Source organism: Streptomyces durocortorensis (assembly GCF_016901035.1).
GTDB lineage: Bacteria > Actinomycetota > Actinomycetes > Streptomycetales > Streptomycetaceae > Streptomyces > Streptomyces durocortorensis.
The window spans coordinates 13,167-27,557 of sequence record NZ_JAFEUF010000027.1 but is presented as its reverse complement, the minus strand read 5'-3'; the positions used below and the strand labels follow the sequence as shown (position 1 = coordinate 27,557).

The following is a 14,391-nucleotide window of genomic DNA, read 5'->3' as shown; positions in this document are numbered from 1 at the left end:
TCAGCCGCGGTCGGCGGCGGAGCCTCCGCGGCTCTGGCTGCCCGGACCCTCGTAGTCCTCACCGTAGGCGCCCTTGGAGGGGCGGCGGCGGCGCAGCGGCGGCTCGACGCCGTCCGCGAGGCGGCGGGCGGTGACCAGGAAGCCTGTGTGGCCGATCATCCGGTGGTCGGGGCGGACGGCAAGGCCCTCCACGTGCCAGTTGCGGATCATCGACTCCCAGGGCTGCGGTTCGGCGAAGCAGCCGATCTCGCGGATGGACTCGACGGTGCGCGAGAGCTGGGTGGTGGTGGCGACGTAGGCGCAGAGGATGCCGCCGGGCACCAGGGCCTTGGAGACGGCCTCCAGGCACTCCCAGGGGGCGAGCATGTCCAGCACGACGCGGTCGACGTCGGTGTCGGAGAGGTTGTCCTGGAGGTCGCCGACGGTCAGCTGCCAGGCCGGGTGCGGGGAGCCGAAGTAGCGCTCGACGTTCTGCTGGGCGATCTCGGCGAAGTCCTCGCGGCGCTCGTAGGAGTGCAGCATGCCCTGCTCACCGATGGCGCGCAGCAGGAAGGTGGAGAGCGATCCGGATCCGACCCCGGCCTCCACGACGCGGGCGCCGGGGAAGATGTCGGCGAAGGCCAGGATCTGGCCCGCGTCCTTGGGGTAGACCACGGCGGCACCGCGGGGCATGGACAGGACGTAGTCGGGGAGCAGGGGGCGCAGCGCGAGGTAGGCGACGTTTCCCGTGGTGCGGACAACACTGCCCTCGGGAGCACCGATCAGCTCGTCGTGCGGGAAAGAACCCTTGTGGGTGTGGAAGTTCTTTCCGGCTTCGAGCGTGAAGGTGTAGTGGCGGCCCTTGGGGTCGGTGAGCTGTACCTGGTCCCCGACCTTGAAGGGCCCACGTCGGCGGGCGGCACCGGTCGGTTCAGACATGTGACCAGCCTACCGGTGATTCCGGGGCCTCCTGCCGCCGCTCCCCCGCCAGGAGAGGGCTCAGGCGCCGGGGCGGGCCATGGCCTTGACGAAGGCGCGCTCCACGTCGGCGGTGGAGAGGACCCCGTAGATCTCGCCGGTCTCCTCGACGACCAGGTATTCGGTGGCGGGGGTGGCCTTGAGCCGGTCCAGGAGGGCTTCGCCGGCCAGTTCGGCGGGGATCTTCATGCCGTCGGTGAGGTCCTGGGCGAGGCCGCTGACGGCGACCCAGGGGCGGCGGTGTTCGGGGACGCCGACGATGGCGGCCTCGCGGACGACGCCCTTCGGATTGCCCTGTCCGTCGACGACGACCAGGGCGCGGGCGCCGGCTTCGTTGGCCCGGCGCAGCGCTTCGGAGAGCGGGGTGGCGGACTCGACGGGGACGGCGCGGCGGGTCAGGGTGCGGGCCCTCAGGTCGGGCAGGTGCTCGCGGAGGCGGGCCACGCGCAGGCTGTTCCCGGCGCCGGTCCAGATGATGCCGGCGAGGATCGCGGCGAGCAGGGCGTCCATGACGGTCTCGACGCCGCCGATGTCCTGGGCGCTGCCGCCGAGCGTCCCGGTGTGGGTGAGCAGGGGCAGTCCGATGAGGACGACGACGGCGAGGCCGCGGCCGACCCAGGCGGCGGCGATGGTGCCGCTCATGGGCTTGCCGGTGATCTTCCAGACGACGGCGCGGAGCATCCGGCCGCCGTCGAGCGGCAGGCCGGGCAGCAGGTTGAAGGCGGCCACGATGAGGTTGGAGATCATCAGGCCGGCGAGCAGGACGCCGGGGACCGTGCCGGGCTCGACGAGCTGCATCGCACCGTAGAAGACTCCGCCGAGGACCAGGGAGAGCAGCGGCCCGACGAAGGCGAGGACGAACTCGCGGCCGGGGGTCTCCGTCTCCTTCTCGATCTCCGAGACGCCGCCGAAGAACTGGAGCTGGATCCGGCGGACGGGGAGTTCGTAGCGCAGGGCGGCGACCGTGTGGGCCAGTTCGTGGACGAGCACGGAGGCGTAGAAGGCGATGGCGAAGAACAGGGCGACGAGGTAGCGGGCGCCGCCCAGCTCGGGCAGCACCCGGTCGAGCTGGCCGCCGAAGACCCAGGTGATCAGCGCGGCGACGACGAACCAGCTGGGGGCGACGTAGACGGGCACGCCGAAGGGCCGGCCCATGAGCAGGCCGCCGCCAGGCTCCGCGGGGCGTTTCGGCTTGCCGTTGCCGGGATCGGCGCCGGGGGGCGTTCCCCCTGCGCCGGGCTGCGGCCGCCCGCTGTCGCCGCTGTCGTCCACGGGATCCCTTCGGTTCGGTGAGAGGTCTGTGCCACGATCATGCAGTGTGCGAGGGTCTGCCGTCGATGGTATGCCGCTCGATGTCGGTGGCGGGCCGTAGGGTCTTCTGTCATGACTTCCGTGCCGCGGCCGCCGCAGCCGCCTTCGTCCCTGTCGCCGTCACGGGCGAGCGATTTCATGCGGTGTCCCCTGCTCTACCGCTTCCGGGTCATCGACAAGCTGCCGGAGAAGCCCAGCGAGGCGGCTACCCGCGGCACGCTGGTCCATGCGGTGCTGGAGCGGCTCTTCGACGCCCCGGCGGCCGACCGTACGGCGCCGAAGGCGCGGGCGTTGATCCCCGGCCAGTGGGACCGGCTGCTGGAGACGAAGCCGGAGCTGAGCGATCTGTTCGCCGGGGACGCCGAGGGCGAGCGGCTGACGCGGTGGCTGGGCGAGGCGGAGCAGCTGGTGGACCGGTGGTTCTCGCTGGAGGACCCGACGCGTCTCGAACCGGCCGAGCGCGAGATGTTCGTCGAGACGGAGCTGGAGTCGGGGCTGCGGCTGCGCGGGGTGATCGACCGGGTGGACATCGCGCCGAGCGGCGAGGTCCGGATCGTCGACTACAAGACGGGCAAGGCGCCGCGGCCGGAGTATTCCGAGGAGCCGCTGTTCCAGATGACGTTCTACGCGCTGGTGATCTGGCGGCTGAAGGGCGTGGTGCCGCGCCGCCTCCAGCTGGTCTATCTGGGCAGCGGGGACGTCATGACGTACGACCCGGTGGTGGCGGATCTGGAGCGGGTGGAGCGCAAGCTGCTGGCGCTGTGGGACGCGATCAGGCTGGCGACGGAGACCGGCGACTGGCGGCCCCGGCCGACGAAGCTGTGCGGCTGGTGCGACCACCAGGGGGTGTGTCCGGAATTCGGCGGGACTCCCCCGGTCTATCCGCTGTCGGTCCGCCCGGCGGATACGGGTGAGGATGACCAGGGCAGAATGGGACCGGTCCGGGCCGAGGCCGGCCGAGCCGTGGCCCTTGAGGGCCCTTAAGGAGTTCCTGTGGCGATCCGCGTCCTTCTGGTCGACGACCAGCCTCTGCTGCGCACCGGTTTCCGGATGATTCTGGAGGCCGAGGGCGATCTGGCGGTGGTCGGCGAGGCAGGTGACGGTCTGCAGGCCATCGATCAGGTGCGGGCGCTGCAGCCCGATGTGGTGCTGATGGACATCCGGATGCCGCGGATGGACGGGGTGGAGGCGACCCGTCAGATCACCGGCCCCGGCAAGGACGGTCCGGCGAAGGTGCTGGTGCTGACCACCTTCGATCTCGACGAGTACGTGGTGGAGGCGCTGCGTGCGGGGGCGAGCGGCTTCCTGCTGAAGGACGCTCCGGCGGCCGAGCTGGTGCAGGCGATCCGAGTGGTGGCGGCGGGCGAGGCGATGCTCGCGCCGAGCATCACGCGCCGGCTGCTCGACAAGTACGCGGACCATCTGCCGTCCGGCGAGGAGCCGGTGCCGGACGCCCTGCACACGCTGACGGACCGTGAGGTCGAGGTGCTGAAGCTGGTGGCGCGGGGGCTGTCCAACGCGGAGATCGCGGCGGATCTGTTCGTCAGCGAGACGACGGTCAAGACGCATGTGGGCCATGTGCTCACGAAGTTGGGCCTGCGCGACCGGGTGCAGGCCGCGGTGTACGCGTACGAGAGCGGGCTGGTGCGCCCCGGCGCGCAGTAGCGGTAGCGGTAGCGGCGCCGCTACGACACGCAGGAACACGACGACGCACGAAAGCCGTCCGGCCCGCACCTTTCCTCGTACGGAGGGTGCGGGCCGGACGGCTTCGCTGTCGGGGCTCAGGCGCTGGGCCGGTTGAGCTCCCAGAGCTGGAGTTCGGAGGTGGCGCTCACCGAGCGCTCGACCCCGGCGATCCCGTCGCGGGAGGCCACGTACTGCTTGCCCTGCCAGATCGGAAGCACCGGCACGTCGGTGGCGACGATGTCCTGGAGCTTCTCGTAGGTGGCGGAAGCGGCGGTGCGGTCGGCCTCGCGGCGGGACTGCGGGATGAGGACCTTCTCCGCCTCGCGGGACCGGTAGGGCGAGTTGAGGAAGTTGTTCGCGTCCAGGAAGGGCGCGGTGTAGTTGTCCGGGTCCGGGAAGTCGGGGAACCAGCCCATGCCGTAGGCCGCGTAGTCGCCGCGCTTCTGCTCGGGGCGGTACTTCGACCACTCCTTGCCCTGGACGGAGACGTCGAAGAGGCCGGACTTGTTCAGCTGCTGCTGGATCGCCTTGAACTCGGCGGCGGTGGCCGGACCGTAGTGGTCGTTCGTGTAGTGCAGGGTGAACTTCACCGGCGTGTCGATCCCGGCGGCGCGGAGGATCGCCGCGGCCTTGGCGGTGCTGGGCTCGCCGTACTTGTTGAAGAAGGCGTTGGTGTGCCCGGCGATGCTGGAGGGGATCAGCGAGTAGAGCGGTTCGGCGGTGGTGCCGTACACCTTGCCCGCGATCTGGCCCCGGTCGATGATCTGCGCCATGGCCTGCCGGACGGGCTTGTCGACCACGGGGTCCTTGGTGTTGAACCCGAGGTAGCTGATGGCCAGTCCGGGCAGCTCGGTGAGGTCGATGCCTTCCTTCGGCTCCACGAGCATGTCCTGGGCCTGCTCGGGCGACATCGCCCGGGTCATCAGGTGGATCTTGTCCTCGTCGAGCGCCTTGCCCATGGCCTCGGCGTCGGGGAAGAGGTCCATCTCGACCTTGTCGTTGAGGACCTTCAGCTCGCCCTTGTACGAGGGGTTCTTCTCGAAGGCGATCTTGGCGACCCGGCCGTTCTCGACCTCCGGCTTCATGGTGTACGGGCCGGAGCCGTCGACCTGGAAGCCCGCGCGTGCCGTCTTCGCCGGGTAGTCCGCCTTCGGGACGATGCCGGCGGCGGGGGTGGCGAGCTTGTACGGGAAGGTGGCGTCGGGCGTGTTCAGGTGGAAGATCACCTGGTCCTCGCCCTTGGTCTCGATCATGTCGATGTTGGCGAGCAGACCGACCGGCCCGCTGTCCGCGTCGATGTCGATGACGCGCTGGATGGAGTGCTTCACGTCCTCGGCGGTGACGGGCGTCCCGTCGGCGAAGGTGAGACCCGCGCGCAGGGTGCAGCGGTAGCTCTCGTTCGCGGTGTCGGTGAAGGTGCAGCTGCGGGCGGCCTCGGGGACCGGCTCGCCGCCGCCGTTGGGCACCGTGGTGAGCGTCTGCACGGTCTGCCGCAGGACGTTCCAGACGCCCGCGTCGTAGGCGACGGCCGGGTCGAGCGGCGCGGGGTTCTCCTTCGAGGCCACGACCTGGTCCGTGGTGCCGACGACGATGGCCCCCTTGCCACCGGCGCCGCTGTCCGTGCTGCCGCAGGCGGCGAGCACGGGGGCGAGCAGGCCGACCACGGCCGGCAGCACCAGGGTCTTGCGGTTCATCTGGACGTTCTCCCTCATCCCGGCAGGTGAGGAATCCAAGTTAGTAGCCGTGGGTGGCCCCTCCGACCGTCCGACGGGCGGCTCGCGCTCCCCCGGCGACCGGCAGGGCCGACATACGATCATCATTGCGGACAGCCCACCCGATCCCGGCGGCCCGCTGGTCACTCCCAGGTGACGAAGGTCACTCGCCCACCCTCTTCACATATGAGCCCCGCGACTGATCCACATCCACGGAACGCTGCCGGAACGCACACGGAGGGGAGCAGGAAATCCACCGTTCGTTCACAAGTCGGCGCTCGTGCTCCGCTCAGCCCGTCCCGCTCGATCCGGTGATGAGTCCCCGCAGGAAGGCGAGGTCGACCTCTTCGAGGGAGCCGACGACCACGCGTCCGGCCGCCGGTGCGATGGGGGCGACGGACGGCACGGCGACGACCCGGCAGCCGGCGGCCTCGGCGGCGGCCACACCGGTCGCGGTGTCCTCGATGACGGCGCAGCGCCAGGGGTCGGCACCGAAGCCCGCGGCGGCGGTGAGGTAGGGCTCGGGGTGGGGCTTGGTCCGGGCGACCTCGTCGCCCGCGACGGTGAGCGCGAAGTGGTGGTGGCCGACCGAGTCCAGCACCCGGTCGATGATGCGGCGGTGGGAGGCCGAGACGAGCGCGGTGGGCACCTCGTAGGCGGCCAGTTCGGCGAGCAGCCGCTCCGCCCCGGGCATCAGCGGCACACCGCGGCTGATGCGGCTCTCGAATCCGTCGTTGAGCAGGACGGTCAGCTCGTCCAGCCGGATGTCGGCGCCGGTGACGTCGATGAGGTAGCCGGCGCTGCGGGTCATCGGACCGCCGACGACCACGTCCCGCCAGGCCTCCTCCAGCCGGTGCCCGAGGCCGGCGAAGACCTCTTTCTCCACGTCCCACCAGAAGCCCTCGGTATCGACCAGGGTTCCGTCCATGTCGAGAAGGACCGCCTGCAGGGCGGCGCCTTCGGCCGTGCGGGTCAAGGACGCGGGGACCGTACTGGTCATCCGGCACACCTTCCGTAAGGGACGAGAAGGCCGGCCGCCATTCCCAGAAGTGGGAGGGCGACCGGCCTGCACTGGACCGACCAGTGTACGACGTGTCCGGCCGCGGTGCGCGAAGGGCGCGGGACCGCAGCGGGAATACGGGGGTTACCGGGCGTTGAAGTATTTGGCCTCGGGGTGGTGGATGACGATGGCGTCGGTGGACTGCTCGGGGTGGAGCTGGAACTCCTCGGAGAGGTGCACGCCGATCCGCTCCGGCTGGAGAAGGTCGGCGATCTTGGCCCGGTCCTCCAGGTCCGGGCACGCCCCGTAACCGAGCGAGAACCGTGCGCCGCGGTACTTCAGCGCGAACATGTCCTCGACGTCCGCCGGGTCCTCCCCGGCGAAGCCGAGCTCGCTGCGGACCCGGGCGTGCCAGTACTCGGCGAGCGCCTCGGCGAGCTGGACGGAGAGGCCGTGCAGCTCCAGGTAGTCGCGGTAGGAGTTGGCGGCGAACAGCTCGGCGGTGGCCTCGCCGATCCGGGAGCCGACGGTGACGATCTGGAGGCCGATCACATCGGTCTCGCCGGACTCCTCGGGACGGAAGAAGTCGGCGAGGCAGAGGCGGCGGCCGCGGCGCTGGCGCGGGAAGGTGAAGCGGGTGCGCTCGGAGCCGTCCTCGTGGAGGAGGATCAGGTCCTCGCCCTTGGAGACGCAGGGGAAGTAGCCGTAGACGACGGCGGCTTCCAGGAGGTTGTTGGACTGGAGGTGGTCGAGCCAGCCGCGCAGGTGCGGGCGCCCCTCGGTCTCCACCAGCTCCTCGTACGTCGGTCCGTCGCCGGTCCTGGCTTGCTTGAGGCCCCACTGGCCCTTGAACAGGGCGCCCTCGTCGAGCCAGGAGGCGTACTCCTTGAGCGGGATGCCCTTGATGACGCGGGTGCCCCGGAACGGCGGCTCGGGGATGGGGTTGGTGACGGAGACGTCCGAGCGCACCGAGCCCTCGGGCTCCTCGACCTCCAGCACCGCCGCGACGTCCTTCTTCGGCACCCGGCGCTGCTTCAGCTCGGGCAGGACCGCGCCCGGCACCCCGCGCTTGACGCCGATGAGCGCGTCCATGAGGCGCAGGCCCTCGAAGGCGTCGCGGGCGTAGCGGACCTCGCCCTCGTAGATCTCGTGCAGGTCCTGCTCGACGTAGGCCCTGGTCAGCGCGGCGCCGCCGAGGATGACCGGGAAGTCCGCGGCCATCTTGCGCTGGTTCAGCTCCTGGAGGTTCTCCTTCATGATCACGGTGGACTTCACCAGGAGACCGGACATGCCGATGACGTCGGCGCGGTGCTCCTCGGCGGCTTCCAGGATCGCGGAGACGGGCTGCTTGATGCCGAGGTTGACGACGTTGTAGCCGTTGTTGGAGAGGATGATGTCGACGAGGTTCTTGCCGATGTCGTGGACGTCACCGCGGACGGTGGCGAGCACGATGGTGCCCTTGCCGTCGTCGTCGGTCTTCTCCATGTGCGGCTCCAGGTGGGCCACCGCGCTCTTCATGACCTCGGCGGACTGGAGGACGAACGGCAGCTGCATCTGGCCGGAGCCGAACAGCTCGCCGACGACCTTCATGCCTTCCAGCAGCGTGTTGTTGACGATGTCGAGGGCCGGGGTGTCCTCGAGGGCCTCGTCGAGGTCGGCCTCCAGGCCGTTCTTCTCGCCGTCGATGATGCGGCGCTGGAGCCGCTCGTCCAGCGGGAGGGCCATCAGCTCCTCTGCCTTGCCCGCCTTCATCGACTTCATGTTGACGCCCTCGAACAGCTCCATGAGCTTCTGGAGGGGGTCGTAGCCCTCGGCGCGGCGGTCGTAGATCAGGTCGAGGGCGACCTTGACCTGCTCCTCCTCCAGCCGGGCGATCGGCAGGATCTTCGAGGCGTGCACGATCGCGGAGTCCAGGCCCGCCTTGACGCACTCGTCGAGGAAGACGGAGTTCAGCACGACGCGGGCGGCCGGGTTGAGGCCGAAGGAGATGTTGGAGAGGCCCAGGGTGGTCTGGACGTCGGGGTGGCGCTTCTTCAGCTCGCGGATGGCCCCGATGGTGGCGATGCCGTCGCCGCGGGACTCCTCCTGGCCGGTGCAGATGGTGAAGGTCAGGGTGTCGATGAGGATGTCCGACTCGCGGATGCCCCAGTTGGTGGTCAGGTCCTCGATCAGCCGCTCGGCGATGGCGACCTTGTGCTCGATCGTGCGGGCCTGGCCCTCCTCGTCGATCGTCAGGGCGATCAGGGCGGCGCCGTGCTCGGCGGCCAGGGCGCTGACCTGCGCGAAGCGGGACTCGGGGCCGTCGCCGTCCTCGAAGTTCACCGAGTTCAGCACGGCCCGGCCGCCGAGCTTCTCCAGACCGGCGCGCAGGACGGGCAGCTCGGTGGAGTCCAGCACGATCGGCAGGGTGGAGGCGGTGGCGAAGCGGCCGGCCAGCTCCGCCATGTCGGCGACGCCGTCGCGGCCCACGTAGTCGACGCAGAGGTCGAGCATGTGGGCGCCCTCGCGGATCTGGTCGCGGGCCATCTCCACGCAGTCGTCCCAGCGGGCCTCCAGCATGGCCTCGCGGAACTTCTTGGAGCCGTTGGCGTTGGTGCGCTCCCCGATGGCCAGGTAGGCGGTGTCCTGGCGGAAGGGGATGTGCTGGTAGAGGGAGGCCGCACCGGGCTCGGGACGCGGGTCGCGCTCGGTCGGGGTCAGCTCGCGGGCGCGGTCGACGACGGCCCTCAGGTGCTCGGGGGTCGTACCGCAGCAGCCGCCGATGAGGGAGAGCCCGTAGTCCCGGACGAAGTGCTCCTGGGAGTCGGCGAGACCCTCGGGGCCGAGCGGGAAGTGCGCGCCGTCCTTGGTGAGGACGGGAAGTCCGGCGTTGGGCATGCACATCAGGGGCGTACGGGAGTGGCGGGCGAGGTAGCGCAGGTGCTCGCTCATCTCGTCCGGGCCGGTCGAGCAGTTCAGCCCGATCAGGTCGATGCCCAACGGCTCCAGGGCGGTCAGGGCCGCGCCGATCTCGGAGCCCAGCAGCATGACGCCGGTCGTCTCGAAGGCGAGGGAGCAGATCAGCGGCACCTGGAGGCCGAGGGCGTCCATCGCCCGGCGCGCGCCGATGATGCTGGACTTGGTCTGCAGCAGGTCCTGGGTGGTCTCGACGATCAGCGCGTCGGAGCCGCCCGCGAGGAGTCCCTCGGCGTTCTTCTGGTAGCCGTCGCGCAGGATGTCGTACGTGGTGTGGCCGAGCGAGGGCAGCTTGGTGCCGGGGCCGATCGAGCCGAGGACCCAGCGCTGGCGGCCGTCCTTCGCGCCGAACTCGTCGGCGACCTCGCGGGCGATCCGGGCGCCGGACTCGGAGAGCTCGAAGATCCGGTCGGCGATCTCGTACTCGTTGGCGGCGGAGTGGTTCGCGCCGAAGGTGTTGGTCTCGACGCAGTCGACGCCGACCGCGAAGTACTCCTCGTGGACCGAGCGGACGATGTCGGGCCGGGTGATGTTGAGGATCTCGTTGCAGCCTTCGAGGTTCTCGAAGTCCTCCAGCGTGGGGTCCTGTGCCTGGAGCATGGTGCCCATCGCCCCGTCGGCCACCACCACGCGGGTGGCGAGTGCCTCTCGGAGTGCGTCTGCGCGGGTCCGGCTGTCGGCGGCGGATGTCGGCAACGAGGCCATGGATGATCTCCCAGGGATGCGACGGCTGTCGGCTTTGCGTCCTTCTTGGGGAAGGCGCACCTCGCCAGCGTAGCCGGACGCCGTCCGGGACCGTAGGGGCGTCCAGAGGACGGACCCCGTACGGACTGCATGCTGTGCCGGGGGCGACGCGTGCGGCCGGGTGGCGGAGACTTTCCTCCGGAGTCCGGCGCAGGTCGGCATCGACCGATAGTGTTCAGCATTGTCGAACCGAGGTGGAGGAGTACGGCGCGATGGCCAAGAACATCCAGTCGCTGGAGCGGGCGGCCGCGATGCTGCGTCTGCTGGCGGGCGGCGAGCGCCGGCTCGGGCTCTCCGACATCGCCTCCTCGCTGGGGCTGGCCAAGGGCACCGCGCACGGCATTCTGCGCACGCTCCAGCTGGAGGGCTTCGTCGAGCAGGACGCGGCGTCGGGCCGCTACCAGCTGGGCGCGGAGCTGCTGCGCCTCGGCAACAGCTATCTGGACGTCCACGAGCTGCGGGCGCGCGCCCTGGTCTGGACGGACGACCTGGCCCGCTCCAGCGGCGAGAGCGTCCACCTCGGGGTGCTGCACCAGCACGGTGTGCTGATCGTCCACCACGTCTTCCGGCCCGACGACAGCCGCCAGGTACTGGAGGTCGGGGCGATGCAGCCGCTGCACTCCACGGCGCTGGGCAAGGTGCTGTCCGCGTACGACCCGGTGGCGCACAGCGAGGTCATGGAGGCGGAGCGCCGCCCCTTCACCGGGCGCACCGTCACCGAGGCCGAGGCGTTCGAGTCGATGCTCGACCTGATCCGGGCCCAGGGCTGGGCGGCCGACGCCGAGGAGACCTGGGAGGGCGTCGCCGCCGTGGCCGCCCCCGTGCACGACCGGCGCAGGATGCCGGTGGGCGCGGTCGCCGTGACCGGCGCGGTGGAGCGCGTGGCCCCGGGCGGCACGCTGCGCCCCGAGCTGATCGCGGCCGTACGGGACTGCGCCCGCGCGGTCTCCCGGGATCTGGGCGCCGGGCGCTTCTGACGGCCCGCACGGCCCGACCCCTCGGCTTCCCCCGCGACGGGCGCCGCCCCGTACGCACGGCTCCCGCCCACCGCCGGTAACGATCCCGTCGCGCACCGAGTCGTGGGCCACAGAACCCTTGACGCTTCCTTCACTTCGGGGAAACACTGCCGTTCAACGGTCGGCATTGTCGAACGCCTAACGGCAATACGCGTTAGGGTGTGACAGTGCCAAGGGCCGGTCAAGCCCTTACAGGTGGGTTGCCCACGCTTCGTGGATACCCACCTGGGGCGCGGAACACCGGCGGGACCGGTGATCCGCTCTCCCCTGGACGAAGGACAAAGGAGTCGCGGGTGTCCAGCTCCGACATTTTCATCGGCGAGACCATAGGTACCGCCGTACTCATCCTGCTCGGCGGCGGTGTCTGTGCCGCCGTCACGCTGAAGCGCTCGAAGGCCCGGGACGCGGGCTGGCTCGCCATCACCTTCGGGTGGGGCTTCGCCGTGCTGACCGGCGCGTATCTGGCCGGCGGCCCATCGGGCGCCCACCTCAACCCCGCGGTCACGGTCGGCCTGGCCATCCAGGGCGGCACGGAGTGGGGCAACGTCCCCCTCTACCTCGGTTCGCAGCTGCTCGGCGCGATGATCGGCGCCCTGCTGGTCTGGGCGGTCTACTACGGCCAGTTCCACGCCCACCTGACCGACCCGGAGATCGTCGGGACCAAGTCCACCGACGAGGGCATGGTCGACCAGACCGCCGCCCCGAAGGCCGGCCCGGTGCTCGGGATCTTCTCCACCGGTCCGGAGATCCGCAACGGCGTCCAGAACGTCATCACCGAGATCATCGCGACGGCCGTGCTGGTCCTGGCGATCCTGACCCAGGGCCTCAACGACGGGGGCAACGGCATCGGCGTGCTCGGCGCGCTGATCACCGCCCTGGTCGTGGTCGGCATCGGCCTCTCGCTCGGCGGCCCGACCGGCTACGCCATCAACCCGGTCCGCGACCTCGGTCCGCGCATCGTGCACTCCCTGCTGCCGCTGCCCAACAAGGGTGGTTCGGACTGGGGCTACGCGTGGGTACCCATCGTGGGTCCGCTCGTCGGCGGCGCACTCGCCGGCGGGCTCTACAACCTCGCCTTCGCCTAGCCGCTCGCTCATCACCTCACAGACTTCCGGGAGCACACCGTGACCGACGCACACACCACCGGCACCCATGGCACCGGGCCGTTCATCGCGGCCATCGACCAGGGCACCACCTCCAGCCGCTGCATCGTCTTCGACAAGGACGGCCGGATCGTCTCCGTCGACCAGAAGGAGCACGAGCAGATCTTCCCGAAGCCGGGCTGGGTCGAGCACGACGCGACCGAGATCTGGGAGAACGTCCAGGAGGTCGTCGCCGGGGCCATCGTCAAGGCCGGCATCACCTCCGCCGACGTCAAGGCGATCGGCATCACCAACCAGCGCGAGACCACGCTGATGTGGGACAAGAACACCGGTGAGCCGGTGCACAACGCCCTGGTCTGGCAGGACACCCGTACCGACGCGCTCTGCAAGGAGCTCGGCCGCAACGTGGGCCAGGACCGGTTCCGCCGCGAGACCGGGCTGCCGCTCGCCTCGTACTTCGCCGGACCCAAGGTCCGCTGGCTGCTCGACAACGTCGAGGGGCTGCGCGAGCGCGCCGAGGCCGGCGACATCCTCTTCGGCACCATGGACTCCTGGGTCATCTGGAACCTCACCGGCGGCACCGACGGCGGCGTGCACGTCACCGACGTCACCAACGCCTCGCGCACCCTGCTGATGAACCTCCACACGATGGCGTGGGACGAGAAGATCCTCTCCTCCATCGGCATCCCGGCGGCGGTCCTCCCCGAGATCCGCTCCTCCGCCGAGGTGTACGGCCACGCCAAGGGCGGCATCCTCGACGGCGTGCCCGTCGCCTCCGCGCTCGGTGACCAGCAGGCGGCCCTTTTCGGCCAGACCTGTTTCGCCGAGGGCGAGGCCAAGTCCACGTACGGCACCGGCACCTTCATGCTGATGAACACCGGTGGCACCCCGGTGAACTCGTACAACGGGCTGCTCACCACCGTCGGCTACCAGATCGGCGACAAGCCCCCGGTGTACGCGCTGGAGGGCTCCATCGCGGTCACCGGTTCGCTGGTGCAGTGGATGCGCGACCAGATGGGCCTGATCAAGTCGGCCGCCGAGATCGAGACCCTGGCCTCCTCGGTCGAGGACAACGGCGGCGCGTACTTCGTGCCCGCCTTCTCCGGCCTGTTCGCCCCCTACTGGCGCCCCGACGCCCGTGGGGTCATCACCGGTCTCACCCGTTACGTCACCAAGGCGCACATCGCCCGTGCCGTCCTGGAGGCCACCGCCTGGCAGACCCGCGAGATCAGCGACGCCATGACGAAGGACTCCGGCGTCGAGCTGACCGCGCTCAAGGTCGACGGCGGCATGACGTCCAACAACCTGCTGATGCAGACGCTCGCCGACTTCCTGGACGCGCCCGTGGTGCGCCCGATGGTCGCCGAGACCACCTGCCTCGGCGCCGCCTACGCCGCCGGTCTCGCCGTCGGCTTCTGGCCGGACACCGACGCGCTGCGCGCCAACTGGCGCCGGGCCGCCGAGTGGACACCCCGCATGGACGCGGACACCCGTGCCCGCGAGTACAAGAGCTGGCTCAAGGCCGTCGAACGGACCATGGGCTGGGTCGAGGACGAAGAAAGCTGACGAGGAGCATCACCATGACCACCCTGCAGAGCGTTCCCGCCCTCGGAACGCACCCGGCCTCCGGCTCGCTGCCGAGCCGCGCCGAGACCCGGGACCAGCTGTCCCGGGCCACGTACGACCTCCTGGTCATCGGCGGCGGCATCCTGGGCATCTCCACCGCCTGGCATGCCGCGCAGTCCGGGCTGCGGGTGGCTCTGGTGGACGCCGGCGCCATAGCCCGCGCCCCCACCACCCCCACCACCAACCACCACCCCCGCCGGCGGGGCGACCACCCCACCCGCGCGGGGGAGCAGGGGGCGGGGGACCACATAGAGCCCCCCCCCGGGGGCCCCCCCGGGGGC

Annotated in this window: 11 protein-coding genes; 6 read left to right on the top strand and 5 right to left on the bottom strand. The window is 70.4% G+C overall.

Features of this window, described 5'->3' with window-relative positions; genetic code table 11:
• Both JS521_RS08470 and JS521_RS08465 read right to left on the bottom strand, forming a co-directional pair.
• The gene (locus tag JS521_RS08470) at positions 1-918 is read right to left on the bottom strand and encodes a tRNA (adenine-N1)-methyltransferase (RefSeq protein ID WP_003970161.1); all 918 of its coding nucleotides are present in this window, start codon (positions 916-918) and stop codon (positions 1-3) included.
• A gap of 60 nt (positions 919-978) precedes the next feature.
• Positions 979-2,229, bottom strand: coding sequence for a site-2 protease family protein (locus JS521_RS08465; protein ID WP_205082109.1), 1,251 nt, complete (start codon positions 2,227-2,229; stop codon positions 979-981).
• A 177-nt stretch (positions 2,230-2,406) separates the two neighbouring features.
• Here JS521_RS08465 and JS521_RS08460 point away from each other — a divergent pair, with 177 nt between their 5' ends.
• Together JS521_RS08460 and JS521_RS08455 are read left to right on the top strand one after the other, a co-directional pair.
• On the top strand, positions 2,407-3,252 hold the full coding sequence (locus JS521_RS08460; protein WP_239486958.1) for a RecB family exonuclease: 846 nt from the start codon (positions 2,407-2,409) through the stop codon (positions 3,250-3,252).
• A 9-nt stretch (positions 3,253-3,261) separates the two neighbouring features.
• Positions 3,262-3,933, top strand: a complete 672-nt coding sequence (locus JS521_RS08455; protein ID WP_073769744.1) for a response regulator — start codon at positions 3,262-3,264, stop codon at positions 3,931-3,933.
• A gap of 116 nt (positions 3,934-4,049) precedes the next feature.
• Here the strand turns inward: JS521_RS08455 and JS521_RS08450 are convergent, their stop codons facing one another.
• The 3 genes from JS521_RS08450 to metH all read right to left on the bottom strand — a co-directional run bounded on the left by JS521_RS08450 (position 4,050) and on the right by metH (position 10,326).
• On the bottom strand, positions 4,050-5,648 hold the full coding sequence (locus JS521_RS08450; RefSeq protein ID WP_205082107.1) for an ABC transporter substrate-binding protein: 1,599 nt from the start codon (positions 5,646-5,648) through the stop codon (positions 4,050-4,052).
• 307 nt (positions 5,649-5,955) lie between these two features.
• On the bottom strand, positions 5,956-6,666 hold the full coding sequence (locus JS521_RS08445; protein WP_205082106.1) for an HAD family hydrolase: 711 nt from the start codon (positions 6,664-6,666) through the stop codon (positions 5,956-5,958).
• Positions 6,667-6,810: 144 nt separating this feature from the next.
• A complete protein-coding gene (metH, locus tag JS521_RS08440; RefSeq protein ID WP_205082105.1) occupies positions 6,811-10,326 on the bottom strand; it encodes a methionine synthase in 3,516 nt (1,171 codons plus the stop codon).
• Positions 10,327-10,577: 251 nt separating this feature from the next.
• On the opposite strand from metH, the gene JS521_RS08435 reads away from it, so the two are divergent.
• From JS521_RS08435 to JS521_RS36515, 4 genes are all read left to right on the top strand, one after another.
• Entirely contained in the window at positions 10,578-11,342 is a 765-nt protein-coding gene (locus tag JS521_RS08435) for an IclR family transcriptional regulator (protein ID WP_205082104.1), read from the top strand.
• Positions 11,343-11,674: 332 nt separating this feature from the next.
• On the top strand, positions 11,675-12,466 hold the full coding sequence (locus tag JS521_RS08430; RefSeq protein WP_205082103.1) for an MIP/aquaporin family protein: 792 nt from the start codon (positions 11,675-11,677) through the stop codon (positions 12,464-12,466).
• A gap of 39 nt (positions 12,467-12,505) precedes the next feature.
• Positions 12,506-14,050, top strand: coding sequence for a glycerol kinase GlpK (glpK, locus tag JS521_RS08425; RefSeq protein ID WP_205082102.1), 1,545 nt, complete (start codon positions 12,506-12,508; stop codon positions 14,048-14,050).
• A 14-nt stretch (positions 14,051-14,064) separates the two neighbouring features.
• On the top strand, positions 14,065-14,391 hold a 327-nt coding region (locus tag JS521_RS36515; RefSeq protein WP_239486957.1), incomplete at its 3' end, for an FAD-dependent oxidoreductase.

Excerpts from the sequence above, each read along its gene's own strand:
- JS521_RS08470 (WP_003970161.1), bottom strand. The coding sequence starts at position 918 with ATGTCTGAACCGACCGGTGCCGCCCGCCGACGTGGGCCCTTCAAGGTC.
- JS521_RS08460 (WP_239486958.1), top strand. The coding sequence starts at position 2,407 with ATGCGGTGTCCCCTGCTCTACCGCTTCCGGGTCATCGACAAGCTGCCG.
- JS521_RS08450 (WP_205082107.1), bottom strand. The coding sequence starts at position 5,648 with ATGAACCGCAAGACCCTGGTGCTGCCGGCCGTGGTCGGCCTGCTCGCC.
- JS521_RS08445 (WP_205082106.1), bottom strand. The coding sequence starts at position 6,666 with ATGACCAGTACGGTCCCCGCGTCCTTGACCCGCACGGCCGAAGGCGCC.
- metH (WP_205082105.1), bottom strand. The coding sequence starts at position 10,326 with ATGGCCTCGTTGCCGACATCCGCCGCCGACAGCCGGACCCGCGCAGAC.
- JS521_RS08435 (WP_205082104.1), top strand. The coding sequence starts at position 10,578 with ATGGCCAAGAACATCCAGTCGCTGGAGCGGGCGGCCGCGATGCTGCGT.